This window comes from Pigmentiphaga soli (assembly GCF_039541095.1).
GTDB lineage: Bacteria > Pseudomonadota > Gammaproteobacteria > Burkholderiales > Burkholderiaceae_B > Pigmentiphaga > Pigmentiphaga soli.
Genome location: NZ_BAABFO010000001.1, coordinates 240,439 through 264,846 on the forward strand (window position 1 = coordinate 240,439; position 24,408 = coordinate 264,846).

The following is a 24,408-nucleotide window of genomic DNA, read 5'->3' on the forward strand; positions in this document are numbered from 1 at the left end:
AGGGGGGCATACCCCTTAGTTCGGGAACCGTCCCCGTCCGCCGATGAAGACGCAACTCAGCTCGGTCTGATGCACTACCTGGATGAAGTGGCAGGGAGGGCTCGATTCGCCATTTCCAGCAGGACACACAGGTCGCCATGTCGCGCGTGGAGGAACTGCGGGCCGCGGCGCGGCCACGTGACCATCGGCACCCTGCTGGCGATGCCGCTGGTGGGCGATCTCATCGGCGAACTGCGCAGCCCACGCATTCCCTGGCGCAAAAAAAGATCGGTGTGGCGGACTGCGTGCCGTATCCGGCGATCTTCCCGGCGCGCGGCTCGGCGATCCGCCAACTGCTCGACCGCATCAATCTCGGCACGAGCGTGAGCCTGTCGCCGGCCATCGAGACCAACTCCATCGCGGCGATGAAGCGCTTTGCGATGGAAGGCCTGGGCATGGCCATCCTGTCCGCGATCTCGGCCGAAAGCGACGCGCGCGCCGGGCTGCTGGCCTACCGGCCGCTGGATGACCCTAACATCCCGCGCCTGCGCTTCTCGTTGATCGTCCGGCTGGAACGCAAGCTATCCTGGTCATCAGCTTCGGCAAGGCATGGCGTCCAAGATCGTCATCACCGCCACCGTTGCCTTCTTTCCGCTGCTGGCCAACACCACCATCGGTCTGCGCACCGCCTCGCCGGAGCACATCAACATGACGGTGGCCTACACCGCCTCGCGATGGCAGGTGTTCCGCATGATGCGGCTGCCCGAAGCCCTGCCCTATGTGTTCGTGGGGCTGAATGTGGCGGCGGTGCTCTCGGTGATAGGCGCCATCGTCGGCGAATTCGGATTCGTCGGCGCCCGCGCCGGGCTCGGCTACCTGATCCTGCAGAAAAACTTCAACTTCGACATGCCTGCCACCTTCGCGATCCTCATCGTGCTGTCGGCGGCCGGCGTCGGCCACGCCATCGTGAGCTGGATCCAGAAGCGGGTGGTGTTCTGGGTCGACATGAGCGGCCGCGTCAACGGGGCCTGAACGGATGCCGTTGGGCAGCTTTACAAGCCCCACCGCCTTGCGTAACGTGGCATTACGGCATGTCGTGGAGGACAGGAAATGGAAATCCGCCGCATCGCAGGTATCGCCACCGCGCTCGTCGCCGCCCTGGTGATGGAAGCCCTCCCGGGCCACGTGGGGCACTGGTCGTCGCTGGCCCAGGAACTGGTCTGGGAAGCGATGGCCATCGTCATCGCCGCCGGATTGGGCATCGCGTTCTGGCCGGGAAGGCGCAGATCCTCGCTACCGTAAGCAGGCCACCGGCGCCGGCCAGGCGGCGCCGGCACGCGTTTCCCCGTCGATTGACAGGTATGTCAGTCGAGACTAAGCTTGTCGTAAGTTAACGCTATCATAGATCCGCGCCGCAAGGCCGGGACGACCGCCATCCGCAGCGGATACGCCGATGAAGCAGACAAGCCTTAGCGCCATTCCCGAGGAGACGGGCCTGGCGGCCGATCCCGCCGCACTGGCCGGCGGGTGCGACTGCCATACCCACGTTTTCGCCGATCCCGGCGACTTTCCCTTTGCGCCCACTCGCAGCTACACGCCGCAGACGGCCGAAGCGGCGCAGCTGGCCGCGCATCTGCGCGCGCTCGGCCTGGGCCGCGTGGTGGTGGTGCAGCCCAGCGTCTACGGGCTGGACAACGGCGCCACGTTGCACGCGATCGAAACGCTGGGCCGCGCGTCGGCCCGCGGCGTGGCGGGCATCGACGTCGAGCGTGTCACGGACGCCGAACTGGACCGCCTGCACGCCGGCGGCATGCGCGGCATTCGCCTGAACCTGGAAACCGACGGCATCGCCTCGGCCGAAGAAGGGCGGCGCTTGCTGGAGGCCGCCGCCCGGCGCGTCGGCGGCCGCGGCTGGCATGTGCAGATCCACGCGAGGCTGGCGCTGATCGCCGGTCTGGCCGACGCCATGCCCACGCTGGGCGTGCCGGTGGTGCTGGACCATTTCGGCGGCACCCGCGCGTCCACCTCGCCGGCGCATCCCGATTTCGTCCGCCTGCTGGCGGCCGTGCGCAGCGGCGCGGTCTACGTGAAATTGTCGGCGGGGCACCTGTGCGCGATCCGGAACGATGACTTCTCGCCCTTGCAGCCGCTGGTGCGCGCCTTGGTCGACGCCCGCGCCGACCGCATGGTGTGGGGCAGCGACTGGCCGCACCCCAACCCGGGCGCGGGCGTTCCGGCCCACCAGCCGTGTCCGCCGCACCGGGTGGACGACCGCGCGGCGCTGGCCGCGCTGCGGCGCAGCGTGGCCGACGATGCCGTGTTCCGCCAGATCATGGTTTCGAATCCCGAACGGCTGTACGGGTTCGAGCACTACGAGCACAGACAGGAGATAGCCCCATGAGCACAAGCACCAAATCCGCAGCGCCCATCGTCAAGAACACCGCCGAATGGCTGTCCGAAATGGAGCGCCTGGCCCGGCGCACCACGCCGAGCTTCTTCCATCTGAGCTGCCAGCTGCCCAAGGCCGGCCGGACCAACCAGGTGCTGGGGGCCACCAAGATGATGAGCGTGGTGCTCAAGACCTACGCCGAAGGCGGCGAGAACGAACTGCACGCCCATATCAACGAAGACCACTTCTTCTGCATCCTGCAGGGCCGGGCCAAGTTCTACGGCCCCAACGGCGAGGAACGCGAGGTCGGCAAGAACGACTGTGTGCTGCTGCCGAAGGGCTCGCTGTACTGGTTCCATGCGATCGAGGGAGAGCCGCTGGTCATGCTGCGTGTCGGCGCGGCCAGCGAGGACGAGACCGACGTGATGGCGCGCGTGGGCGCCGACGGCCAGCCGCTGGACGGCTATTCCGAGGCCAACAAGGAAGTGCCGCTGGTGCTGGACGCCGACCGCTGGTTCGAGTGAGGCGCGCATCGCCGCGGACCGCTGCGCGAAGAAACAACGAAGACAAGCGCTTTACCACAAGGAGACATCGATGAAGCGGCGGACATTCATGACGGCCATGGCGGCCATGGGCGCGCAGGCCGCGGCCTTCGAAAGCCGGGCCGCCGGGTTCCCGGAACGGCCCATCACGCTGATCGTGCCCTATGCGGCCGGCGGCAACGGCGACTACACCGCGCGGGCGTTCGGCGAATCGCTGGCCCGCGTGCTCAAGCAGCCGATCGTGGTCGAGAACCGGGCGGGCGGCGGCGGCGCGATCGGCGCGTCCTACGTCGCCAACGCGAAGGCCGACGGCTACACCCTCATCGTGGCCGCCAAGGGCGTGTTCTCGATCACGCCCAACATCGTCAAGGTGAACTACACCATCGACGACTTCATGCCGGTGAGCTTCGTCAGCGAGACGCCGATGGTGCTCGAGGTGCGCAAGAACAGCCCGATCAAATCGCTGGCCGACCTGGTCGCCAAGGCCAAGGAAAAGCCGGGCGCCCTGTCGGCCGGCATCGGCGCGATCGGCTCCGACAACCACGTGGCGCAATTGCAGTTCGAGCTCGCCACCGGAACCTCGTTCAATTCGGTCGCCTACAAGGGCGCGGCGCCGATGCTGCTGGACCTGCTGGGCGGCCAGATCGACGTCGGCGTGGACCAGCTCACGACCTCCAAATCGCACATCGAGGCCGGCGAACTGAGGCCGCTGGCCGTGCTGGGCCTGCATCCCGAGCCCTCGCTGCCGTCGGTCCCGACCATCGCCAGCATCGGCGCGCAGCCGTTCGACGCCACCACCTATATCGGCGTGCTGGCTCCGCGCGGCACCCCCGGGCCGGCCGTCGCGGTGTTGAAGAAGGCCATGCGCCAGGCGCTGCAGGATCCGGGCCTGAACGAACGCTTCGCCAAGTCGGGCGGCGCCGTCTACGTGGGCGAGGACGGCCAGTTCGAGAAGCTGGTGCAGGCCGAAAGCGATTTCATCCAGCGGATGATCGCCCAGGGCAAGGTGAAGAAAGAAGGGTAATATCCGCTCGACCTTCCAAACGAGATCGCCCCATGCCCGCACAACAGATCACCCACCTGGTCATCGTCGGCATCGTCTTCGTGATCGCCGTCACGCTATTCGCCGTCATCATGCGCAAGTCCGGACAGCGCCGGTGGTGGGTGTATCTGCTGCTCTTCCTCCTGGCGCCGCTGGCGGGACAGGTGTTGATGGCGATGTTCAGGTAGCGGCGCGGTGGCGGCAGGCGTCCTGCCGTTCTAAGATGCCGGCACCGGCGCCGTTCGCGGCCGGGAACCCGTCCGTCGCGGAGGATCGGATGCAACAGATCACGTTCTCGGAATTCATCACCCTTTTGAACCAGCGGCTGGCCGCCACCGGCGCGCCGCCGGTAAGCTGGGAGCCGGACCCAAGCGGCGAAGCCACCTGGATCATCCGCGCCGAACCGCTGTACGAAGCCGCCGTGGTCACCGAAAGCCGCCTGATCGAACAGGAACTGGCCATCGGCCGGGTGCAGGTCGACGGCGCCTGGCCCGATGCCGACGCGGAGCGGCCGCTGTTCACCATCAAGAGCAGCGCGGCGCAGGATCCTGCGTGAGGCCGGCCGGCATCGCGCGCGGCGCGCCGCCGGACCTGAACAAGCTGCGCCTGTTCGCCCAGGTAGCCGAACTCGGCAGCCTGACCAAGGCGGCCGCTGCCACGGAGCTGGAGCCATCGGCCATCAGCCGGCAGATTGCCGCGCTGGAACGCGAGTGGGACGGCCTGCTGTTCCACCGGACCGGCCGCGGGCTGGAACTCACCGAACTGGGGGCCCGCATGCTGCCCGGCGTGCGCGCGCTGCTGCTGCAGGCCGAACAACTCCACGAAGCGGCGCGCTGCAACGCCGGCGTGATCCGGGGCGACGTCCGGCTCGGGGTGCAAGCCTCGCTGTCGCGGGCCGTCGTCGCGCCGCTGGCGCGCGACCTGCGGACGCGCCATGCCGGCATCCGGCTCAAGGTTTTCGAAGGCTCCAGCGGCCAGCTCGACGAATGGCTGCAGGGCGGCTATGTCGACCTGGCCGTCGCTTTCCGCTACGGCACGCGCGAGGACTGCGGAGAAGAGGAACTGGCCGTGGTGGCCAGCTATCTGGTGGGGCCGGCCGGCGACCCGGTCACGCGCGAGCCGACGGTGCCGTTCGCCGCCCTCGACGGACTGCCGCTGGTGCTGGCCAGCGCGCCCAACGGCCTGTTGACGATCATCGAGCAGACCGCGCGCAAGGAGCGCGTGGCGCTCGACATCGTGCTGGAGGCCAATTCCGTCCACGTGCAGCTCGACGCGGTGGCGCAGGGCTGCGGCTATACCGTGGCGGCCGGCTACCCGGCCGCCGACGGCATCCGCGGCGGCCTGCTGAGCGCCTCGCGCATCGTCGGCCCCAGCATCGACCGAACCATCGCCCTGGGCATGACCTCGCAGCGGCCCGCCACGATGGCCGTGCGCGAGGCCGCCCGCAGCGCCCGCCGCCTGATCGAAGACCTCACCGCGCAGCGCCGGCCGGGGCACGCGCCGGGCGGCGCCTAGAAGGCTTGCGTTCCCGTCAAACCTGGTTTGGCGCCACGCGTCTTGGCCCGTCCCGCGCCGGCTCCTAAACTCGCCAGCCACGCCGCGCCATGCGCCGCCGCATGCAAGGCGATACCGCAACGCGATACAGGACCGACCGTGAACAGCCCGTTGACGATAAAACCCGTTGCCACCGCCCTGGGCGCCGAGATCGAGGGCGTGGACCTCTCCCGCGATCTGGACGACGGGACCGTGGCCGCCATCCGCCAGGCATTGCTGGACCACTGCGTGATCTTCTTTCGGGGCCAGAGCCTGGACCCCGAGCGCCACAAGGCCTTCGCGCGCCGCTTCGGCGAGCTGTTCCTGCACCCGTACTTCGCCGGCTCCAGGGCCGATCCCGCCGTCATCGACATCGTCCGCGAACCCGGCGATCGCCGCGTGGTGGGCGAATACTGGCATTCGGACACCCCCCACGTGCCCGAGCCGCCGATGGGCTCGGTGCTGTACGCCGTGGAAGTGCCGCCCTACGGCGGCGACACGTTGTTCTCGAACCAGTACCTGGCCTACGAATCGCTGTCCGCGGGATTCAAGAGCATGCTGGAGGGCCGGCGCGCGCTGCATACCGACCGCCTCGTGTCCGGCCCGGCGCAGCAGCTCAACGCAGCCCGCGCCACCAAGATCCGCATCGAAGAAAAGTGGAGCGAGACGGCCAATCATCATCCGGTCGTGCGCACCCACCCGGAGACCGGCCGCAAGGCGCTGTACGTGAACCGCGCGACCACCGTGTCGTTCGAGCACATGACCGAAGAGGAGAGCGCGCCGCTCCTGAAGTATCTGTTCGAGCAGGGCTCGCGGCCCGAGTTTTCGTGCCGCTTCCGCTGGACGCCGGGGGCAGTGGCGTTCTGGGACAACCGTTGCACCCAGCACTTGGCCATCAACGACACCGGATCGTTCCGGCGCGTGATGCGCCGCATCCAGATCAACGGAGACCGGCCTTTCTGACACGCCGCAAAGGAGAGAGACACCATGAAGAACTTCTTCCGAAAGTTCGCCGCGCTGGCGCTGGCCGGTGCTTGCGCCGCTCCCGCCGCGGCCCAGGACGGCTATCCGGCGCGGCCGATCCGGCTGTTGGTCGCCTATGCGTCGGGCGGACCGACCGACGTGATCGCCCGCGTGCTGGCGCAGGACATGTCGGCCACGCTGGGGCAGACGGTATACGTGGAGAACCAGGGCGCCGCCAGCTCGATGGTCGCCGCGCGCGAGATCCGCGCGGCCGCGCCCGACGGCTACAGCCTGCTGTTCGCGGCGGTGGGACACAACGTCAATCCCATCCTGCAGCGCGAGCGCGCCGGCTACGACCCGCAGAAGGACTTCGCGCCGATCGCCAGCGTTGCCACCACGCCGCTGATCGTGGTGACGGCCTACGATGCGCCTGTGCAAACCATGGGCGATCTGGTCAAGTTGATCCGCAGCAAGCCGCAGGGCGTGACCTTCGGTTCGTCGGGCACCGGCGGTTCGGGCCACCTGGCGGGCGAACTGCTGGCCACCACGCTGCACCAGAAGATGCTGCACGTGCCGTTCCGCGGCACCAGCGCCGCGCTGCTGGACGTGATGGCGGGGCGGGTCGACTTCATGTTCTATCCCATCGTCGGCGTGGCGGAGGCCCGCCAGGCCAGGAAGCTGAAGGTGCTGGCGGCGGCCACCGCGCAGCGCCTGCCGCAGTTCCCGGACGTGCCGACCATGGCCGAGGTGGGCCTGCCCGGCTTCGAGGAAACCGCGCCGTGGATCGGCATGCTGGCCCCGGCCGGCACGCCGCCGGCCATCGTCGGCAGGCTCAACGCGGCGGTGGCCGCCGCGCTGGCCAAGCCCCAGGTCCGCACCCGCATCGAAGGCATGGGCGGCATCCCGATGGGCAGCTCGCCGCAGGAATTCGCCGCCTATCTGCAGCGCGACTACAGCCGCTGGGAAAAAGTCATCAGGGCCGCCGGCGTGACGGTCGACTAGGCCCGCCGCTGCCCGCCTTGCCGCGCGCGGCCGCCGGGCCGCGCGCATGCGCCGGCGCTTCGCGCACGATGGCGCGCGGGGGCTTGTCGGCCCGCAGCCCGTGGAAGACCGAATGGCGGATATGGCCGTTATCCGTCCACGAGCCGAACGACACCTCGGCCAGCAGCACGGGCTCGACCCAATGCGCCCGCTTGAGGATGCCGCGCCGGTTGGCGAACGGGCATTCCTCGGTGACGTACGCCGCCAGCTTGTGCCTGAGTTCTTCCAGGCTGCGTTCGCTGAAGCCGGTGCCGACGTTGCCCACGTAGCGCAGCGCGCCGTGTTCGTCGTGCACGCCCAGCAGCAGCGAGCCGAATGCCTTGCGCGCGCCTTGCGGATCGGTGTAGCCGCCGATGATGAACTCCTGGCGCTGCGAGCATTTCAGCTTGATCCAGTCCGCCGAGCGCCGCGCCGTGTAGATGGATGACTTGCGCTTGCCGATCACGCCCTCCAACCCCATCTGGCAGGCCGAGCGCACCACGCTGGCGGCGTCGGCCGAGATGATGCCGCTGAGCCGGATCGCGGCCGGCACCTCGTGCCGGAACAGCGCCTCCACCAGCCGCCGCCGCTCGCTCAGCGGTACGCCACGCAAGTCGTAGCCGTTGCAGAACGGCACGTCGAACACGTAGTACACGATGCGTTGCGTGCGCGTGGAATCGAACGCATTCTGCAGGGCCTGGAAATCGGGAATGCCGTTTTCGTCGGGCACGGCGATTTCGCCGTCGTACCAGCCGTCGGGCCAGCCAGCCTGCGCCAGCGCCGCGGCCAGGTCGGGCATGCGGGCGGTCCAGTCGTTGCCGTTGCGCGTCACCAGCCGCACCTGGCCATCTTCGATGCGGGCCAGCAGGCGGTAGCCGTCGAACTTGACTTCGTAGAACCAATCGCCGCCGTCGGCCGGCGGCGCGTCGACCAGCGTGGCAAGTTGCGGCTGCAGGGTAGCCGGCAGCGGCGCCGGTACGGCCTGCGGCGGCAGCGCGGCCTCTTGCGTTGCGGTGCGGCCGCGTGGTGAGCTTCGACGTTTGGCGGCGGTCGCCATCGGCGGATTTCCTCCGGGGAACGGCGCGGTTTCCAGCAAGCGGCGTGCCCGCTACGGCCCCGTTCGAACGCATCAGGCTTGTTCGCGTAGCCGCTTGGCGTACACCAGGCCCCAGCCAAGGCCCAGCAAGGCCGCTCCCAGGGAACCCAGCAGTACACCGAGTTTTGCCGCGCCCAGCAGATTCTCGTCGGAAAAGGCGAGCATCGCAATGAAGATGGACATGGTGAAACCGACGCCGGCCAACAGACCGACCAGGCAGATGCCGCCCCAGGACAAACCGGGCGCCAACCGGCACCAGCCAAGTCGCACCACGAGCCAGCTCACGCCGATGGCACCCAGCGGCTTGCCGGCCACCAGGGCCAGCAGAAAGACGCGGACAGTGCCGGGGATCGACCGGCCCAGCAGCGCCAGCACCCCTACGGCGAACGCGATATCGGTGGCGGTGGGCACGGCCCAGCCGTGTTGCCGTGCCGGTTCGCCGTTCAGGGCAAGGTAGATCAATGCCGGCACGGCCACGCCCCCCATGGCGGCTGCCATGGGCAATGCGGCCTGCCTCGGATCGCTGAGCGCACCTTCGTGGGCCTCGCGGCGGATCTCCATGCCGACGACCAGGAAGAAGACCGTCATCAGCGCATCGTTGATCCAGAAGTGCAGGGGCTGGGAGAACACGAAACTGCCGAGCCCGGCCGACAGCGGCATGTGCCAGAGCGCGTGGTAGCCATGGGCCGCCGGGGAATTGGCCCAGACCAGGGCAAGCGCCGCCGCGATCAGCAGCACGATGCCGCCGACGGCTTCGATATGGAGGAAGCGTTCGATGGTGGCGAAGGCGCGCTCGGCCAACAGCCGGGCGCGCGGCAGATCCTGCCGTGGGGGGAGGTGGTTCATGGCCGCGAAAACTCCGCGCGGCGGCCCGACCGGCGCATGAACCTGTCTCGCCGCAAAAGCGCAGCTGACACCCGGCGCCCATTCTACATGGCGGAGATAAAAAGCAAAAAATTCTAGCGGACCGGGAATGTGGAATCGCATAAGGATCCGTGCATCAAACAAAAAGTTTTTTTTGCTTTGACCAAAGGTATTTACGGCAAACTTTTTGTCGTCCAGGGGATACCTTCTCTCGGACAAAGACCTCCGGCGGGGCCGGCCTCGGAATAGGCGAGGCTGCCGGGCATCCGCACGGCGCCGGCACGCAACCAGCGGCCGCAGGTAGAAACGGCTTTCTTTTCCGATACAAGCAAAAAAATTCTGTTTACCGGCCTTGCCCGTCGGCCAACCCCGGCGGCAGGACTCGCCGCAGTCTTGCGGGGCCGGCCCGGGGCAGCGTTGCCCGGCGTGCTATCGCCATTCACAACAGGAGGAGACAATGTTCGATTCGACCCGGTTGCTGTCGCTCGGCTGCTCATTGCTGACCGGCGCCGTTCTGGCTGCGCAGGCCGCCCACGCGCAGGTGTCCAACCTGGATCCTGCGCTGCTGGCCGCGGCCAACAAGGAAGGCACGGTCAACCTCTACACCACCCAGGATCCGGCTGCCACCAAGAAGACGCTGGAGGCCTTCCACAAGGCCTATCCCGGGATCAGTGTCAGATCGCTGCGGCCTGGCGGCTCGGGCGTGCTGCTGGCGCGCTTCATGCAGGAAACCAATGCGGGGGTGCACCAGGCCGACATCATCCAGGCCAACATCACGCAGATCTATAGCGACATGCCGGCGCTGTACAAGCCGATGACGGCCGAACTGGTGCCCACGTTGCCGACGATTCCGCAGAAGTACGTCAAGGAGCGCTACTTCACGACCACGGAAACGCCGATGACCTTCGCCTACAACAAGAATTCGCTCAAGGGCGACGAGGTTCCGCGCGCCTGGAAGGACGTGCTCAATCCCAAGCTGAAGGGGCGCGGGCTGCTGGCAGACCCACGCAATACCGACAATTTCATGTACCTGCTGGATGTCTGGGCCAAGACCTACGGCGACGACTTCCTGGTCAAGCTCAAGGCGCAGCAATACCGCATGGTGGCCGGCGGCTCGCAGGGCGCGCAGGAGGTGGCCGCCGGCGGCGCGGGCCCGGCCTTCATCACCAACCTGTTCACCACCCACTCGGCACCGGTGATCGCGCGCGGCGCGCCACTGGTGACGGTGCGCGACATCTTTACCAACTCGGGCATGCCGGCCCTGGCCAATTACGGCCATTGGGCGATCACCGAGAAGGCGCCGCACCCGGCTGCCGCGCGCGTGTTCCTGGCCTGGCTCATCACACCCGAGGGCCAGCAGGCCAATTGCGTGGAGGGGGCCAACTCATCGTTGCTATTGAACGACCAGAATCGCGGCAAATGCCTGCCGGCGATCACGACGGCGGTGCAACCGGTCGACGCGCCGTTCCCGGCCGACCGCAAGGCGCACCTGCTGGGTTTGCTGGGCCTGCAGTGACGCCGGACAACCAGGAGCATCCGCCATGCGCATCACCCATATCGAAGATTTCCACGTGGACGGCGGCTGGCAGTCGCTATCGTTCCTGAAGATCGGCTGCGACGAAGGGTTGTCCGGCTGGGCCGAGTTCAACGAGTCCAAGGGCCGCCGCGGCTTGTCCGACCTGATCCGCAGCCTGGGCCAGACGCTGGCCGGCCAGGATCCGCGCGACGTCGGCCGGATCGAGGCCTTGCTGTACGCCACCACCCGGCCGACCGCCGGCGGGCTGCAGGCGCATGCCATCGCCGCCATCGTCAACGCCTGCCTCGACATCAAGGCCAAGGCGCTCGGCGTGCCGGTCTACGATCTGTTCGGCGGCGCCGTGCGCGACCGGCTGCCGGTCTACTGGTCGCACTGCGGCACCTATCGCGCGTCGCATCCCGACCTGTTCGAGAAAGTGATCGGCAAGCCGGCGCTCCGCAGCCTCGACGACGTCCGCCAACTCGGCCGCGAAGTGGCCGCCAAGGGCTACCGGGCGCTCAAGACCAACATCATCCTGTTCGACCCCGGCACGGCGCGCGTCCACCGCGCGGGCTTCGGCACCGGGCCGGGCCATCCGCAGCTGAACCTGGACGGCGCCGTGCTGGACGGCATCAAGGACCTGTTCGGCGCGTTCACCGAGGGGGCCGGCGAGAAGACCGAGCTGATGCTCGACCTGAACTTCAACTTCAGGCCGGCTGGACTGCGGCGCATCGCCCATGCGCTGGAGCCGTACAACATGGGGTGGATGGAAGCCGACCTGTACAATCCGGCGGCGCTGGCGGCGGTCCGCAACGGCACTACCACGCCGATCGGTTCGCTCGAGGCGGTGCTCGGGCGCAAGGCGCTGCTGCCCTACCTGGAACACCAGTCGGTCGACGTCGCCATCATGGACGTGCAATGGAACGGCTTCGCCGAGGCCTTCAAGATGGCCGCGCTGGCCGAGACATACGACGTCAATGTCGCTTCCCACAACTCCAGCGGGCCGCTGTCGAACGTCGTCAGCTCCCAGTTCTGCGCCCTGATTCCGAATTTCCGGATCCTCGAGATCGACGTCGACCACGTCCCCTGGCTGCCCGACCTGCTGACGCATCCCTACACCATCGAGAACGGCGAGTTCGTGCTGTCGCGCCGGCCGGGCTGGGGTACGGAGATCAACGAGGACGTGGCGCGCGCGCACCCGGCCCGCTAGCGGCGCTGGCATACGATTGCGTACCGATGCGTTTTCGTATGGCGAACCCATGGATCTACAGCGCTTGCAGAATTTCGTTCTGGTCGTGGAGTGCGGCTCGCTGGCCGAGGCGGCGCGACGGCTCAACGTGACGGCGGCTGCGGTGGCGGCCCGCGTGCGCACGCTGGAGCAGGAGTTGGGCGTGCTGCTGGTGCGGCGCTCCGGGCGGTCGGTCACCGCCACGGAGGCCGGCATGCGGATCCTGCAGAGTGCGCGCGATCTGCTGCAGGACGCTCGCGCGCTGCGGACCGTGGCGATGGATTCGACGCCGCTGGGCGAACTGCGGATCGGCGCCTTTTCCTCGGTGCTGACCCGCGTGGTGCCGCCCGTGCTCAACGCCCTGTGCCGGGCCTACCCGTTGCTGTCGGTACACATCGCGCCCGGCTTTTCGGTCGACCTGTGCCGGCGAGTCGGCGCCGGCGATCTCGACGCCGCCATCGTAGTCGAGCCGCAGTTCAGCATGGACAAGAACTGCCATTGGCAGCCGCTGATGGAGCGGCGGTTCGTGGTGGCTGCCCATCGTTCGCTGGCGGGGCCGCGATCCGCACGAACTGTTGCGCACCGAACCGTTCATCCGCTACGACCCCTCGGCCGGCGTCTGGCGGCTGGCGGAGCGCTATCTGCAGGCGCAGGGTATCCGGCCGCACCAGCGGCTGGAGGTCGACAACCTGGCCACCATCGCGGCGCTGGTCGATCAGGGCCTGGGCATCGCGCTGGTGCCGGACTGGTCGTGCCTGTGGCCGCATGGCATGTCGATCGCGACGATCGCTCTGCCGGGCGCGGTGCCGGTGCGGCGCATCGGCGTGATCTGGCGCGAGCGCGGTCCGCACGCTGCGCTGGCGCGGGTGTTTTTCCAGGAAGTGCGCACAGTGCTGGCTTCGCTGGACGGTGACGGGGAGGCGCTGCCCGGAACGCTGGCATGACCTCCCGGCGTGCGGTATCCCGCATGCCGGGCATGAGCCGGACGCCTGCGAGGCGCCGGCCGGATTCGATAACGGAGACACGATGTCCACAGCGATACGGATTGTGCAGGGGCGGTTCGGCCGCCTCGAGTTGTTGTCGATGGATACGGCGCTGGCGCTGCACGCGCGCGGTCAATTGCATCTGTTGTTGCCGGTGGCGGGCGCCGGCGGGGCGGTCGATGTCCGCGGCCAGCGATATCCCCTGGCGCCCGGGCAGGCCGTGCTGATGAACGCGTGGGAACCTCACGCCTACCGGCCGCCCGCCGGCCAGCAAAGACAGCTGTTGCTGGCTTTGTATGCCGAGCCCGGCTGGCTGGCCGCCGCCGGCCTTCCGCCGGCCGTGCGCTGGGGCCGCGCGTGCGTCGCGTTGCCGCCGGGCCTGCGCGTGCTGGCCGAGCGGCTGGCCACGCTGATGGCGCAGCATGAAGGAATGGACGAGGCCGCACTGCAAGCCGGGCTGGCCGTGCTGCTCGAGACGCTGCTGGCCCACCAGCCGCTGCCGCAAGGGCATGCCGGCTTCGGCGTGGTCCGTCGCGCCTGCGATGCGCGCATCCGCAAGGCCATCGATTATCTGCGCAGCCACGTCGGCGCCGAACTCGACATGGATACCGTGGCGGCCGAAGCCTGCCTGTCGCGCGCGCATTTCTTCAAGCTGTTTCGCCAGTCCATGCATCTGACCCCGGCGTTGTACGTCAATGCCTTGCGCATCGACGCCGCGATTGCCGGCCTGGGCGCGGGCGGCAGGGCGCTGCGGCAGCTTTCCGATGATCTGGGTTTCAACGCGCAAAGCCACTTCAGCCGGTTCTTCAGGGAGCATTGCGGCGTATCGCCCAGCCAGTACCGCCAGGCGGTCGAAAGGCTGCCGGCGTGCGACGTCGCCGCGGCCCAGCGGGCACCGGTGGCGCATGTGCCGGCAGGCGCGGACTGGAGGGCGGCGCGATGAGCATGCCCGACGCAACCGGCCCGCTCGCGCTCGAATGTGGCGACGACGGCGTGGCCGTGCTGACTTTCAACCGACCGGCTTCGCTCAACGCCTTCGATGCCGAGCTGCGCCAGCGCTTCGCCGATGCGCTGGCCGCGATCGAGCGCGACCGCGGCATCCGCGCGCTGGTGCTGACCGGCGCCGGGCGGGCTTTTTGCGCCGGCGCCGACGTGGGTGAGATGCCGGCCCGGCTGGCGGTGCCGCCCGGCGCGATCGGCGTCGACGGCTGGCGGCGGCTGCGCGTCAGCCAGCAGTCCATCCTGCGACTGCACGGATTGCCGATCCCGACCTTGGCGGCGGTCAATGGCGCGGCCGCCGGCCTTGGCTGCGACATCGCGCTGGCCTGCGATTTCATCGTAGCCGGCGAAGCCGCGCGTTTCGGCATGAGCTTCGTCCACCGCGCGCTGGTGCCCGATGGCGGCGGCATGTATTTCCTGCCGCGCAGGGTGGGACTGGCGCGCGCCAAGGCCCTGGTGTTTTCCGGCGACATGGTCGACGCGCACGAGGCGCTGCGCATCGGCCTGGCCGATCGCGTGGCCCCATCCGGCGCGCTGCTCGACGACGCCCGGCGCTGGGCCGGCGAACTGGCCGGGCGGCCGCCGGCGGCCATCGGCCTGGCCAAATCCCTCCTCGACGCGAGCTTCGAAACCACATTGGAACAGTCGCTCGCGGCGTCGGCCCAGGCGCAGGCGATCTGCTATGGCACAGGCGACCACCGCGCCTCGGTGCAAGCGTTCCTGGACCGCGCCGGCAAGGGCCGCTAACGGCCGAGCCCGCCAAAAAAAAGACTCCCCGGTAAATGCGGCGATCCCACGATAAGCGCCGGCAGGCGCGCGGGTCCTACCATGCCCGGGATGCCAACAGCCTGTGGAGCCCAGCCATGGCCGAGCCCTTGCTGTACGAAGTACGGGACGGAATCGCGCACATCACGCTGAACCGGCCCGAGAAGCTGAACGCGATGAACGGCGGCATGGCCGACGCGCTGCGCGACATGTGGAAGGAATTCGAGCGCGATCCTCAGGTGCGGGTCGGCATCCTGAGCGGCGCCGGCAAGGCGTTTTGCGCGGGGCGCGACATTTCGCCCGGCGCGGTCGATCCCGCGGTGCCATTCCAGACCCACCAGGCATTGCCCGAGAACGGCGTCAAGGTCTTCAAGCCCATCGTGGCGGCGATCCACGGCTATGCGCTGGGTGCCGGCTACGTGCTGGGCATCCGGCATTGCGACATCAGCATCGCGGCCGAAAGCGCGGTGCTGGGCTTTCCGGAGGCCAAGGCCGGCGTGGCGATCAAGCCGCTGGAATACAAGCCCTTCATGCCGTTCAAGGCCAGCCTGGAGTTCGCGCTGCTCGGCTGGCAGGGCGGGCGCCTGGTGGGCGCTCGCCGCGCCTACGAACTGGGACTGGTCAACGCGGTGGTACCCGATGCCGAGCTGCATGCCGAGGCGCTGCGCTGGGCCGGACTGCTCAAGCAGATCCCGCCGCTGTACGTGCGCGCCGTCAAGCGCGGCCACTATGCGGCGGCGCGCACCAAGGCGCACGACGACGAGCACGAATACCTCGACTACGTGTGGCCGCAGGAACAGAGCGAAGACCTCCAGGAGGCGCGTCGCGCCTTCCTGGAGAAACGCGCGCCGAACTTCACCGGCCGCTAGGCCGGCCCTTTCCGGAGCATTCCATGCAGACGCAATCATCCGCCCCCGAGCCCGGCGCAGCGCCGGCCGGACCGCTGGCAGGCGTGCGCATCGTCGAACTGTGCAACATCATTGCCGGCCCGACGGCCTGTGCCATCCTGGGCGACTACGGCGCCGAGGTGATCAAGATCGAACATCCGGACAAGGGCGACGGCTTCCGCGACCTGGGGCAGAAGAAGCAGGGCATGGGCGTGGGATGGAAGGCGCTGGGCCGCAACAAGCGCAGCGTCGGCCTGTACCTGGGCGACCCGCAGGCGCGCGAGGTATTCCTCGAACTGGTCAGGACCGCCGACGTGGTGGTCGACGGCTTCCGCGTCGGCACGCTGGAGAAATGGGACCTCGGCTACGAGCGCCTGCGGGCGGTCAATCCCGCCATCATCCTGACGCGGCTGAGCGGCTACGGTCCGCGCGGCCCGTATTCGCACCGGCCGGCGTTCGGCTCCAACCTCGAATCGCTGGCCGGCTTCCCGTCGCTGACGGGCGAACCCGACGGCCCGCCGCTGCTGACCATGTTCGCCATCGGCGACATCATCGCCGGCATGTGCCTGACCTCGGCCATCCTGATGGCGCTGTACCACCGCGACGCGCGCGGCGGCGGCGGGCAGGTGGTGGAAGCCTCCATCCTGGCGCCCTTGCTGACGGTAATGATGCGGCCGCTGGTGACCTACGACCAGGTCGGCTACAAGGAGACCCGCACCGGCAACCGCTCCAACGGCTCGGCGCCGCGCCGTTCGTTCCGCACCAAGGACGGCAAGTGGGTCAGCGTGGCGGCAGCCACTTTCAAGGCGGCGCGCGACATGATGCGCATGGTCGAGCGTCCCGACTTCGAGCGGGAGCCCTGGTTCCAGACGGGCGTGGGCCGCCTGCAGCATGCCCATCTGCTGGAGCCGCCGATGGAGGAATGGATGGCGCGCCACACCCGCGACGAGATCCTGCGGATCGCCGAGGAACAGGACGTGACCATCGGCCCCATCCTCGAGGTCGACGAGATCTTCGAGGATCCGCACATCAAGACCGCCGGTTTCATCCGGGAGATCGAGGACAAGGATTTCGGCCGCATGCGGATGCCCGACGTGATGTTCCGCTTTTCCGAAACGCCGGGCGCGATCCGCTGGACCGGCGAGCATCTGGGCGAGTCGACCGACGCGGTGCTGGTGGACGAGCTCGGTATCGATCCCGCCGTGCTGGAAGGCCTGCGCCGGCGCGGCGTGGCCCACTGAACGGCGCATGGAGGAAAAAGGCAAGCTCATGGACAACGCAACGGACGCGCGCATCGAGGTCGCCGGGCTGACCAAGCGCTACCTGCGGCGCGGCGGCGGCAAGCCGGTCGTACCGGTCAACGACACCAGCTTCACCGTCGGCAGCGCCGAAATGGTCGTGCTGCTGGGCCCGAGCGGCTGCGGCAAGACCACGCTACTGCGCTGCATCGCCGGCCTGGAGCGGCCCGACGAGGGCGAGATCTCGATCAACGGGCAGGTGGTGTTCTCCTCGCGCCGCGGCATCTTCGTGCCGCCGAACAGGCGGCCGATCAGCATGGTGTTCCAGACCTACGCCCTATGGCCGCACATGACGGTGTTCGATAACGTGGCCTACCCGTTGCGTTGCCGCGGCGCCGACCGCGGCAGAATCGAAGCGTCAGTCATGGAGGCCTTGTCCATGGTCGGGCTGGCCGCGCTGGCGCGGCAGTATCCGGGCCAGATCTCTGGCGGCCAGCAACAGCGCGTGGCGCTGGCGCGCGCGGTCGTGCCGCGCACCGGCGTGGTGTTGTTCGACGAGCCTTTGTCGAACGTCGATGCCAAGGTGCGCGAACAGCTGCGCGCCGAGATTTCGCGCATGCAGCGCGCCCTGGGCTTTTCGGGGCTGTACGTGACGCACGACCAGGTGGAGGCGATGGCGATCGCCGACCGGGTGGCGCTGATCGACGACGGCCGCATCGAACAGATCGGCGCGCCGGAGGAAATCTACCATCATCCGGTGTCGCCCTACGTGGGCAGCTTCATCGGCAGCGCGAACCTGTGGCCGGGCCGGGTAGCCGCCTGCGATCGCGAACGGGTAACGGTGCGCACGTCGTTCGGCGACGTGCAGGTCGGCGTGCCGGCGGTGCTGCCGGCGGGCTGGCCGCAGGTGGCGCCCGACGCGCCGGTCACCGTCATGGCGCGGCCGGAGGTGATCGCCATCGGCCGCGAGGCACCGTCCGCCGTCAACGGCTTCGCCGGCGTGATCGAGTCCAAGGCCTTTCTCGGCGCCAATGTCGAATTCACGCTGCTGGTAGGCAAGGAGCGGATCCGCGCCGCGGTGCCTCGCTCCGACATCGCGGCGTCGGAAGAATCCGCCTGGATCGGCATCGACCCGAAGAATCTGGTGCTGCTGTCCGACGGCCGCGCGGCCGCCGGGCAATGACGGGCGGGGTAGACATCATGCGTCTGAACGCCCGCGCGCTGCGCCAGGCATCCGCCTTCGACGTATTGACCGTGCTGCTGGCCGTCGCCGTCATGCTGCTGGTGGTCTATCCGCTGCTGCGGATGCTATGGGTGGCGGTGGCGCCGGCCGGCACGCCCAGCCTGGCCGCCGTGTCCCAGGTGTTCGGCGCGCCGTGGCTGGCGCAGACCGTGTTCAATACCGTGGTCATCGTCGGCACCAGCTCGGTGCTGGCGCTGGTGTTCGGCGGCGGCATCGCCTGGCTCAACGAGCGTACCGACGCCCGCCTCGGACTGATTGGCGACATCCTGCCTATCGTGCCGCTGCTGGTGCCGTCGATCGCGTTCGCCATTGGCTGGGTGTTTCTGGGCGCGCCCGGCACCGGCTTCATCAACGGCGCGCTGGCGGCCACGCTGGGACGGCTGGGGATCGACGCCGGCGTGCAGATAGCCGGCTGGACCGGCGTGATCTTCCTCTACACCATCCATTCCGTACCCTACGTGTACCTGGTGGTGGCGGCCGCGCTGAGGAATGTCGACAGTTCGATCGAAGAAGCCTCGCGAACTTCCGGCGCCAGCGCCTGGACCACGCTGTGGAAGATCAGCCTGCCGGCCATCGCGCCGGCCCTGGTGAGCGGCGCGCTGCTGGCGCTGATCACCGGCTTCGCGAATTATTCGATCCCGGTGATCGTGGCCGAGCGCGCCGGCATAGGCGTCATCTCGGTGCGCATCTTCCGCATGCTCAATGCCGAGATCCCGCCGCGCCTGGACCAGGCGGCGGTCATGACGGTGTTCGTGCTGGTGGCGATCGCCATCATGTGGTCGTTCCAGCGGCGGCTGGTGGCGGGCGGGCGCTTTTCCGCCATCGCCGGCAAGGGCGCGCGCTGGACGCCGGTGCGGCTGGGGCCGTGGCGATGGCTCGCGTGGGCGGCGCTGTTCGCCTATTTCATGTGCGCGGCGGTGCTGCCGCTGGGAGCGCTGATCGTGGTGGCGCTGCAGCCGTTCTGGACGGGCTCCATCGTGTTCGGCGAACTGTCGCTGATCAATTTCCATGAGGTCTACGTGGCCGACCAGCTGACGCGGGCGGCCTTCATGAGCAGCATGCTGTACGGCATATTCGGCGGCATGATCGCGATGCTGGCGGCCTCGATGATCGCGCTGTTCGCGGTCCGCCACGACAATGTCTTCGGACGTTTCGTCGACGGCGTGATGAAGCTCCCGGCGGCTTTCAGCCATCTGGCGCTGGCGGTCGGCTTCCTGCTGGCCCTGGCCGGGCCGCCGTTCAGCCTGGGCGGCACCGTTACGCTGCTGCTGCTGGTCTACGTGGTCATCCACCTGCCGCAGGCTTCGATCACGGCCACCTCGGCCGTGGCGCAAGTCGGGCGTGAGCTGAGCGAGGCCGCGGCAGTGGCCGGCGCTTCCGACGCCCGCGCCTTCCGCACCATCGCGCTGCCGCTGATTCTGCCTGGCATCGTGGCCGGCTGGGCCCTGCTGTTCGTGCTGATCGCGGGCGAAGTCACGGCTTCGGCGCTGTTGTCCGGCCTGGGCCGGCCTGTCATCGGCTTCGTGATCCTGTCGGCATGGGAATCCGGCACCTGGGGCAACCTGGCCGCGCTGGCCGGCGGGTTCGCCATCATGAACGTCGTCGTCGTGCTGTTCGCGACCGTGATCGGCCGCGGCAACGCGCGCCTGCGCTAGGCGCGCCTGGCGCCGGACCGCCGCCGCGGCGGTCCGGCGAGCGCTTTTCTCCTTTCGCTTCCTCCCCGTCTTCCTTCTGCGCGCCGTCGTCGGCCGCCGTCCCCCTTCTCCCTCGTTTTCATCCACTTCCTCGTCCAGCGCCGCGCCGCGCCGCGCGCCGTCGTTCGCCGGTGCCTCGGCGCCGTTGACACGCAATTTTGAATGTGTTGATATTTATGAACGTCGTGCAAAATAACAAACCATCGTCGATCGAACCGAACAGAGGGGAGACACCCATGAACAGAAGAGACGTCCTCGGCGCGGCCGCTGCCGGCGCCGCCGGACTGGCTGGCTGGCCGCTGGCGGCGGCGGCGCAAAGCCGCTATCCCGACCATCCCATCCGGCTGGTGATCCCGTTCGCGCCGGGCGGCCAGACCGACATCCTCGGCCGCCGCTTCGCGCAGAAGCTGGAAGCCGAGCTCGGCCAGCCCGTGGTGCCCGACAACAAGAGCGGCGCCGGCGGCACCATCGGCAGCAGCGACGTCGCGCGTTCCCGGCCGGACGGCTACACGCTGCTGGTGGGCACATCGTCCACGCATTCCATCAGCCCGCTGGCGATGGACAAGCAGCCCTACGATCCAGTCAAGGACTTCACCGCCGTCGCGGTGCTGGGCGTGATCCCGATGTGCATCGTGGTCAATCCGAACGTGCCGGCGAAGAACCTGAAGGAATTGATCGACCTGATCCGCAAGAACCCCGGCAAGTACTCGTTCGGCTCGGCCGGGATGGGCAGCATCAACCACCTGACGGGCGAGCTGTTCAAGATGCGCGCCGGCGGGCTCGACTACGTCCACATCCCGTACAAGGGCAGCGGCCAGAGCGTGCAGGACCTGCTGGGCGGCCAGGTGCCGACGCTGATGGCCACGCTGTCGTCGGTGCAGAACTACCATCGCTCGGGCCGCGTGCGGATCCTGGCCGTCACCACCGAGCAGCGCGTGAGCGCCGCGCCCGACATCCCGACCGCGATCGAGGCCGGGCTGCCGGGCATGGTTTCGTACACCTACAACATGGTGTTCGGCCCCGCCGGCCTGCCGCAGCCGGTGCTCGACACGCTGGCCACGGCCTACCGCAAGATCATGGGCGACAAGGCCTTCCAGAAAGAGCTGCAGGACATCGGCATCGAGCCGGTGGCCGATTCCAGCGGCGACAAGGCCACCGCCTTCCTGCGCGAGGAGTCCACGCGCTTCGAGCCCGTCATCAAGGCCACGGGCATTCGCATCGACTGATGGCCGGCCGAGACGAGGATATGGAGCGATCTTCCCCCCTGCTGTTCTCGCCGCTGACGATACGCAGCGTCACCCTGCCGAACCGCGTGATGGTCTCGCCGATGGCGCAGTACAGCGCGGTCGGCGGCATGGTGACCGACTGGCACTTCGCGCATTTCGCCAAGTTCGCGATGGGCGGCGCCGGCCTGGTGTTCACCGAGGCCACCAAGCCCGAGCGCCGCGGCCTCGGCACGGTGGGCGACATGGGCATCTGGAGCGACGAGCACGTGGCCCCGCTGCGCCGCATCACCGATTTCCTGCGCGCGCACGGTTCGGTGCCCGCGATCCAGCTCAACCACGCCGGCCGCAAGGCCGGCACGCTCAAGCCCTGGCATGGCTTCGGCCCGCTGGACCGCAGCGTGCCGGTCGAAGGCCAGGCGCACTGGGAAGTCATCGCCCCCAGCGCGGTGGAATACCTGCCCGGCTGGCCGCTGCCGCGCGAGATGACCCAGGCCGACATCGATACCGTGATCGAGGCGTGGGCGGCGGCGGCCCGGCGCGCGCTGGCGGCCGGCTTCGACGTGGTCGAGATTCACGGCGCGCACGGCTACCTGATCCACCAGTTCCTGTCGCCCGCTTCCAACCGGCGCGGCGACCGCTACGGCGGCAGTCTCGCCAACCGCATGCGGTTCGCGCTGGAGGTCACCGAGGCCGTGCGCGCGGCATGGCCGGACGACAAGCCCCTGTTCTTCCGGGTGTCGGCGGTCGACGAGGGCGGCTGGACGCTGGACGACACGGTGGCGCTGGCGCGCGAACTGAAGACGCGCGGCGTCGACCTGGTCGATTGCTCGGCCAGCGGTATCGCGATCCGCTCGCCCACCTCGTCGCGGCGCGTGAGCCGGCTGGGCTTTCAGGTGCCTTACGCGGAGCGGGTGCGGCGCGATGCCGGCATCGCCACCGCGGCGGTCGGCCTGATCTTGCACGCCCGCCAGGCCGAGGCCATCCTGGCCGACGGCCGCGCCGACCTGGTGGCCATCGGGCGCGAACTGTTGTACGACCCGTTCTGGCCCGCGCACGCGGCGCAGGAACTGGGCGCGGATCCGGGCTTCGCGATGATGCCGACGCAGTATGGCTGGTGGCTGGACCGGCGCGTCAAGACCGGCTGGCCGCCGGTGGCGGAGGAGGAAGAGGGCAGATGAGCGGGGCCTGCCCCGGGGAGGGCGATCCGTCTGCCTATCCGCTGCTGGTTTCGCCGCTCGCCGTCGGCCCGCTCACGCTGCGCAATCGCATCGTGATGGGCGCGATGCATACCCGGATCGAGTTGCTGGACCGCCCGGTCGAACGGCTGGCGGCCTTCTACCGCGAACGCGCGCGCGGCGAAACGGCGCTGATCCTGACCGGCGGCGTGGCGCCCAATGCCGAGGGCCGGATGGAAGAGGGCGCGCCAGTACTCGCCGACAGGGCACCGCTGGCCGCGCACAGGGCGGTGACCGCCGCCGTCCACGCCGAAGACGGCCGTATCGCGCTGCAGATCTTGCATGCGGGCCGCTACGCGCGCCATGCGCTGTGCGTGGGCCCGTCGGCGCGGCGGTCGCCCATCACGCCCTTCGCGCCGCGTCCGCTCGATACCGCGCAGGTGCGCGCAACGGTGGCCGACTACGCGCGCTGCGCGGCGCTGGCGCGCGAGGCCGGCTACGACGGCGTCGAGGTCATGGGCTCCGAAGGCTATCTGATCAACCAGTTCGCCGCGCCATGCACCAACGACCGCGCCGACGAATACGGCGGCGGCTTCGATAACAGGATCCGCCTGGCGGTGGACATCGTGCGCGCGATACGGCGCGCGGCGGGCGCCGATTTCCTGCTCATCTACCGGATCTCGGCGATCGACCTGGTGCCGGGCGGCATGACCGCAAGCGAGACCGCGCGGCTGGCGCGCGCGGTGGAAGAGGCCGGCGCACACGCGATCGACACCGGCATCGGCTGGCACGAATCGCGGGTGCCGACCATCGCCGCCGCCGTGCCGCGCGCGGCGTGGGCCTTCGCGGCACGTCACGTGAAGCAGGCGGTGCATGTGCCGGTGATCGCCTCTAACCGCATCAATACTCCCGAGGTCGCCGAGGCGCTGCTGGCCGCCGGCGACGCCGACCTGGTGTCGCTGGCGCGGCCGCTGCTGGCCGACCCGGCCTTCGCGCGCAAGGCACGGCGCGGCGAGGCCCGACGGATCAATTCCTGCATTGCCTGCAACCAGGCCTGCCTGGACCGCATCTTTTCCGGGCGGTCCGCCAGCTGCCTGGTCAATCCGCAGGCAGGCCGCGAGATCGAATTCGATGCGCCGCCCGCGGCGCGGGCCAAGTCGATCGCCGTGGTGGGGGCCGGGCCGGCCGGCATGCGCTGCGCCATCGACGCCGCGCGCCGCGGCCATCGCGTGCATCTGTTCGAGGCCGACGCGGAACCGGGCGGCCAGTTGCGGCTGGCGCGCGCCGTGCCAGGCAAGAGCGAATTCGACGAGATGCTTCGCTACTTCCGGCAGGCGCTGGACGACGCCTGCGTCGCGCTGACGCTCGGCCATCGCGTCGATGCCGCCGCGCTGGCGGCCGGCGGGTTCGACGAGATCGTCATCGCCACCGGCGCGGTGCCGCGTGTGCCCGCCATCGCCGGCATCGACCATTCCAAGGTGCTGTCCTACGCCGACGTGCTGCTGGGCCGGCGGCCGGCGGGCAGGCGCGTGGCCATCATCGGCGCCGGCGGCATCGGCTTCGACGTGGCCGCCTTCCTGCTGCTGGACCCGCGCGAATCGCTGTCGCCCGAACGCTTCCTGCGCGCATGGGAGATCGGCGTCTCCGGCGGCGCGCCGGCCACGGCATCGCGCGATGTCTTCCTGCTGCAGCGTTCGCCGGGACGCTCCGGCGCCCGGCTGGGCAGGACGACCGGCTGGATCCTGAAGGCCGCGCTGCGCCGCGCCGGCCTGCAGATGCTCGACGACGTGCGCTACGTCGCCATCGACGACGCCGGCCTGCACTGCAGCGTGGCCGGCCGGGAGCGGGTGCTGGACGTGGACAGCGTGATCGTGTGCGCCGGCCAGGAACCCGAACGCACGCTGGCCGACGGACTGGCCGCGCGCGGCATCGCCTGTCATCGCATTGGCGGCGCGCAGGCGGCGGCCGAGCTCGACGCCGCGCGCGCGATCGAACAGGCGGCGCGGCTGGCGGCCAGCCTTTGAAG

23 protein-coding genes and 2 pseudogenes are annotated in these 24,408 nt (G+C 69.1%); 23 read left to right on the top strand and 2 right to left on the bottom strand.

Annotation, left to right across the window (positions count from 1 at the left end; genetic code table 11):
* Window positions 1-137: 137 nt before the first annotated feature.
* The 11 genes and pseudogenes from ABD927_RS24510 to ABD927_RS01305 form a co-directional block, all read left to right on the top strand.
* Window positions 138-506 (top strand): annotated as a pseudogene (locus ABD927_RS24510) (LysR substrate-binding domain-containing protein); the annotation flags it as partial.
* A gap of 82 nt (window positions 507-588) precedes the next feature.
* Window positions 589-1,011, top strand: a complete 423-nt coding sequence (locus ABD927_RS01260; protein WP_345245505.1) for an ABC transporter permease — start codon at window positions 589-591, stop codon at window positions 1,009-1,011.
* Between the two features lie 78 nt (window positions 1,012-1,089).
* A complete protein-coding gene (locus ABD927_RS01265; RefSeq protein WP_345245507.1) occupies window positions 1,090-1,281 on the top strand; it encodes a hypothetical protein in 192 nt (63 codons plus the stop codon).
* Between the two features lie 151 nt (window positions 1,282-1,432).
* On the top strand, window positions 1,433-2,380 hold the full coding sequence (locus tag ABD927_RS01270; protein WP_345245509.1) for an amidohydrolase family protein: 948 nt from the start codon (window positions 1,433-1,435) through the stop codon (window positions 2,378-2,380).
* Window positions 2,377-2,892, top strand: a complete 516-nt coding sequence (locus ABD927_RS01275; RefSeq protein WP_345245511.1) for a cupin domain-containing protein — start codon at window positions 2,377-2,379, stop codon at window positions 2,890-2,892. Before ABD927_RS01270 ends, ABD927_RS01275 begins: the two co-directional genes overlap by 4 nt.
* A gap of 70 nt (window positions 2,893-2,962) precedes the next feature.
* Entirely contained in the window at window positions 2,963-3,934 is a 972-nt protein-coding gene (locus ABD927_RS01280) for a tripartite tricarboxylate transporter substrate binding protein (protein WP_345245513.1), read from the top strand.
* A 32-nt stretch (window positions 3,935-3,966) separates the two neighbouring features.
* Complete coding sequence (locus ABD927_RS01285; RefSeq protein ID WP_345245515.1) at window positions 3,967-4,140, top strand: hypothetical protein; 174 nt, start codon at window positions 3,967-3,969, stop codon at window positions 4,138-4,140.
* Window positions 4,141-4,229: 89 nt separating this feature from the next.
* Entirely contained in the window at window positions 4,230-4,508 is a 279-nt protein-coding gene (locus ABD927_RS01290) for a hypothetical protein (RefSeq protein ID WP_345245517.1), read from the top strand.
* Window positions 4,505-5,467 carry a LysR family transcriptional regulator gene (locus tag ABD927_RS01295; protein WP_345245518.1) on the top strand — a complete coding sequence of 321 codons (963 nt, stop codon included), beginning with the start codon at window positions 4,505-4,507 and terminating at the stop codon, window positions 5,465-5,467. The genes ABD927_RS01290 and ABD927_RS01295 overlap by 4 nt, the downstream gene beginning before the upstream one ends.
* 138 nt (window positions 5,468-5,605) lie before the next feature.
* The gene (locus ABD927_RS01300) at window positions 5,606-6,448 is read left to right on the top strand and encodes a TauD/TfdA dioxygenase family protein (RefSeq protein WP_345245520.1); all 843 of its coding nucleotides are present in this window, start codon (window positions 5,606-5,608) and stop codon (window positions 6,446-6,448) included.
* A gap of 24 nt (window positions 6,449-6,472) precedes the next feature.
* Window positions 6,473-7,450, top strand: coding sequence for a tripartite tricarboxylate transporter substrate-binding protein (locus ABD927_RS01305; protein WP_345245522.1), 978 nt, complete (start codon window positions 6,473-6,475; stop codon window positions 7,448-7,450).
* Here the strand turns inward: ABD927_RS01305 and ligD are convergent.
* Both ligD and ABD927_RS01315 read right to left on the bottom strand, forming a co-directional pair.
* Complete coding sequence (ligD, locus tag ABD927_RS01310; RefSeq protein WP_345245524.1) at window positions 7,422-8,525, bottom strand: non-homologous end-joining DNA ligase; 1,104 nt, start codon at window positions 8,523-8,525, stop codon at window positions 7,422-7,424. The genes ABD927_RS01305 and ligD overlap by 29 nt on opposite strands.
* A gap of 72 nt (window positions 8,526-8,597) precedes the next feature.
* Complete coding sequence (locus ABD927_RS01315) at window positions 8,598-9,410, bottom strand: Na+/H+ antiporter NhaA (RefSeq protein WP_345245526.1); 813 nt, start codon at window positions 9,408-9,410, stop codon at window positions 8,598-8,600.
* Between the two features lie 475 nt (window positions 9,411-9,885).
* On the opposite strand from ABD927_RS01315, the gene ABD927_RS01320 reads away from it, so the two are divergent.
* The 12 genes and pseudogenes from ABD927_RS01320 (at window position 9,886) to ABD927_RS01375 (ending at window position 24,406) form a co-directional block, all read left to right on the top strand.
* Window positions 9,886-10,944 (top strand): ABC transporter substrate-binding protein, encoded by a 1,059-nt coding sequence (locus ABD927_RS01320; RefSeq protein ID WP_345245528.1) that lies wholly within the window; start codon window positions 9,886-9,888, stop codon window positions 10,942-10,944.
* 25 nt (window positions 10,945-10,969) lie between these two features.
* Window positions 10,970-12,154 (top strand): mandelate racemase/muconate lactonizing enzyme family protein, encoded by a 1,185-nt coding sequence (locus tag ABD927_RS01325; protein WP_345245530.1) that lies wholly within the window; start codon window positions 10,970-10,972, stop codon window positions 12,152-12,154.
* 49 nt (window positions 12,155-12,203) lie between these two features.
* Window positions 12,204-13,116 (top strand): annotated as a pseudogene (locus ABD927_RS01330) (LysR substrate-binding domain-containing protein).
* Window positions 13,082-14,098: a helix-turn-helix transcriptional regulator gene (locus ABD927_RS01335; protein WP_345245532.1), complete on the top strand. Its 1,017-nt coding sequence runs from the start codon at window positions 13,082-13,084 to the stop codon at window positions 14,096-14,098. The pseudogene ABD927_RS01330 and the gene ABD927_RS01335 overlap by 35 nt, the downstream one beginning before the upstream one ends.
* Window positions 14,095-14,901: an enoyl-CoA hydratase/isomerase family protein gene (locus ABD927_RS01340; protein WP_345245534.1), complete on the top strand. Its 807-nt coding sequence runs from the start codon at window positions 14,095-14,097 to the stop codon at window positions 14,899-14,901. The genes ABD927_RS01335 and ABD927_RS01340 overlap by 4 nt, the downstream gene beginning before the upstream one ends.
* Before the next feature lie 116 nt (window positions 14,902-15,017).
* Window positions 15,018-15,788, top strand: coding sequence for an enoyl-CoA hydratase/isomerase family protein (locus tag ABD927_RS01345; protein WP_345245536.1), 771 nt, complete (start codon window positions 15,018-15,020; stop codon window positions 15,786-15,788).
* A gap of 23 nt (window positions 15,789-15,811) precedes the next feature.
* A complete protein-coding gene (locus tag ABD927_RS01350) occupies window positions 15,812-17,047 on the top strand; it encodes a CaiB/BaiF CoA transferase family protein (RefSeq protein ID WP_345245538.1) in 1,236 nt (411 codons plus the stop codon).
* 28 nt (window positions 17,048-17,075) lie between these two features.
* Window positions 17,076-18,227 carry an ABC transporter ATP-binding protein gene (locus ABD927_RS01355; RefSeq protein WP_345245540.1) on the top strand — a complete coding sequence of 384 codons (1,152 nt, stop codon included), beginning with the start codon at window positions 17,076-17,078 and terminating at the stop codon, window positions 18,225-18,227.
* A 17-nt stretch (window positions 18,228-18,244) separates the two neighbouring features.
* Entirely contained in the window at window positions 18,245-19,942 is a 1,698-nt protein-coding gene (locus ABD927_RS01360; protein ID WP_345245542.1) for an ABC transporter permease, read from the top strand.
* 275 nt (window positions 19,943-20,217) lie between these two features.
* On the top strand, window positions 20,218-21,207 hold the full coding sequence (locus ABD927_RS01365; RefSeq protein WP_345245544.1) for a Bug family tripartite tricarboxylate transporter substrate binding protein: 990 nt from the start codon (window positions 20,218-20,220) through the stop codon (window positions 21,205-21,207).
* Between the two features lie 20 nt (window positions 21,208-21,227).
* Window positions 21,228-22,385 (top strand): NADH:flavin oxidoreductase/NADH oxidase, encoded by a 1,158-nt coding sequence (locus ABD927_RS01370; protein WP_345245546.1) that lies wholly within the window; start codon window positions 21,228-21,230, stop codon window positions 22,383-22,385.
* Window positions 22,382-24,406 carry an oxidoreductase gene (locus ABD927_RS01375; protein ID WP_345245548.1) on the top strand — a complete coding sequence of 675 codons (2,025 nt, stop codon included), beginning with the start codon at window positions 22,382-22,384 and terminating at the stop codon, window positions 24,404-24,406. The genes ABD927_RS01370 and ABD927_RS01375 overlap by 4 nt, the downstream gene beginning before the upstream one ends.
* Window positions 24,407-24,408 lie beyond the last annotated feature (2 nt).

Bases quoted from the DNA above. Each gene is read 5' to 3' on its own strand.
- ABD927_RS01260 (WP_345245505.1), top strand. From the start codon at position 589: ATGGCGTCCAAGATCGTCATCACCGCCACCGTTGCCTTCTTTCCGCTG.
- ABD927_RS01265 (WP_345245507.1), top strand. From the start codon at position 1,090: ATGGAAATCCGCCGCATCGCAGGTATCGCCACCGCGCTCGTCGCCGCC.
- ABD927_RS01270 (WP_345245509.1), top strand. From the start codon at position 1,433: ATGAAGCAGACAAGCCTTAGCGCCATTCCCGAGGAGACGGGCCTGGCG.
- ABD927_RS01275 (WP_345245511.1), top strand. From the start codon at position 2,377: ATGAGCACAAGCACCAAATCCGCAGCGCCCATCGTCAAGAACACCGCC.
- ABD927_RS01280 (WP_345245513.1), top strand. From the start codon at position 2,963: ATGAAGCGGCGGACATTCATGACGGCCATGGCGGCCATGGGCGCGCAG.
- ABD927_RS01285 (WP_345245515.1), top strand. From the start codon at position 3,967: ATGCCCGCACAACAGATCACCCACCTGGTCATCGTCGGCATCGTCTTC.
- ABD927_RS01290 (WP_345245517.1), top strand. From the start codon at position 4,230: ATGCAACAGATCACGTTCTCGGAATTCATCACCCTTTTGAACCAGCGG.
- ABD927_RS01305 (WP_345245522.1), top strand. From the start codon at position 6,473: ATGAAGAACTTCTTCCGAAAGTTCGCCGCGCTGGCGCTGGCCGGTGCT.
- ligD (WP_345245524.1), bottom strand. From the start codon at position 8,525: ATGGCGACCGCCGCCAAACGTCGAAGCTCACCACGCGGCCGCACCGCA.
- ABD927_RS01315 (WP_345245526.1), bottom strand. From the start codon at position 9,410: ATGAACCACCTCCCCCCACGGCAGGATCTGCCGCGCGCCCGGCTGTTG.
- ABD927_RS01320 (WP_345245528.1), top strand. From the start codon at position 9,886: ATGTTCGATTCGACCCGGTTGCTGTCGCTCGGCTGCTCATTGCTGACC.
- ABD927_RS01325 (WP_345245530.1), top strand. From the start codon at position 10,970: ATGCGCATCACCCATATCGAAGATTTCCACGTGGACGGCGGCTGGCAG.
- ABD927_RS01340 (WP_345245534.1), top strand. From the start codon at position 14,095: ATGAGCATGCCCGACGCAACCGGCCCGCTCGCGCTCGAATGTGGCGAC.
- ABD927_RS01345 (WP_345245536.1), top strand. From the start codon at position 15,018: ATGGCCGAGCCCTTGCTGTACGAAGTACGGGACGGAATCGCGCACATC.
- ABD927_RS01350 (WP_345245538.1), top strand. From the start codon at position 15,812: ATGCAGACGCAATCATCCGCCCCCGAGCCCGGCGCAGCGCCGGCCGGA.
- ABD927_RS01355 (WP_345245540.1), top strand. From the start codon at position 17,076: ATGGACAACGCAACGGACGCGCGCATCGAGGTCGCCGGGCTGACCAAG.
- ABD927_RS01360 (WP_345245542.1), top strand. From the start codon at position 18,245: ATGCGTCTGAACGCCCGCGCGCTGCGCCAGGCATCCGCCTTCGACGTA.
- ABD927_RS01365 (WP_345245544.1), top strand. From the start codon at position 20,218: ATGAACAGAAGAGACGTCCTCGGCGCGGCCGCTGCCGGCGCCGCCGGA.
- ABD927_RS01370 (WP_345245546.1), top strand. From the start codon at position 21,228: ATGGAGCGATCTTCCCCCCTGCTGTTCTCGCCGCTGACGATACGCAGC.
- ABD927_RS01375 (WP_345245548.1), top strand. From the start codon at position 22,382: ATGAGCGGGGCCTGCCCCGGGGAGGGCGATCCGTCTGCCTATCCGCTG.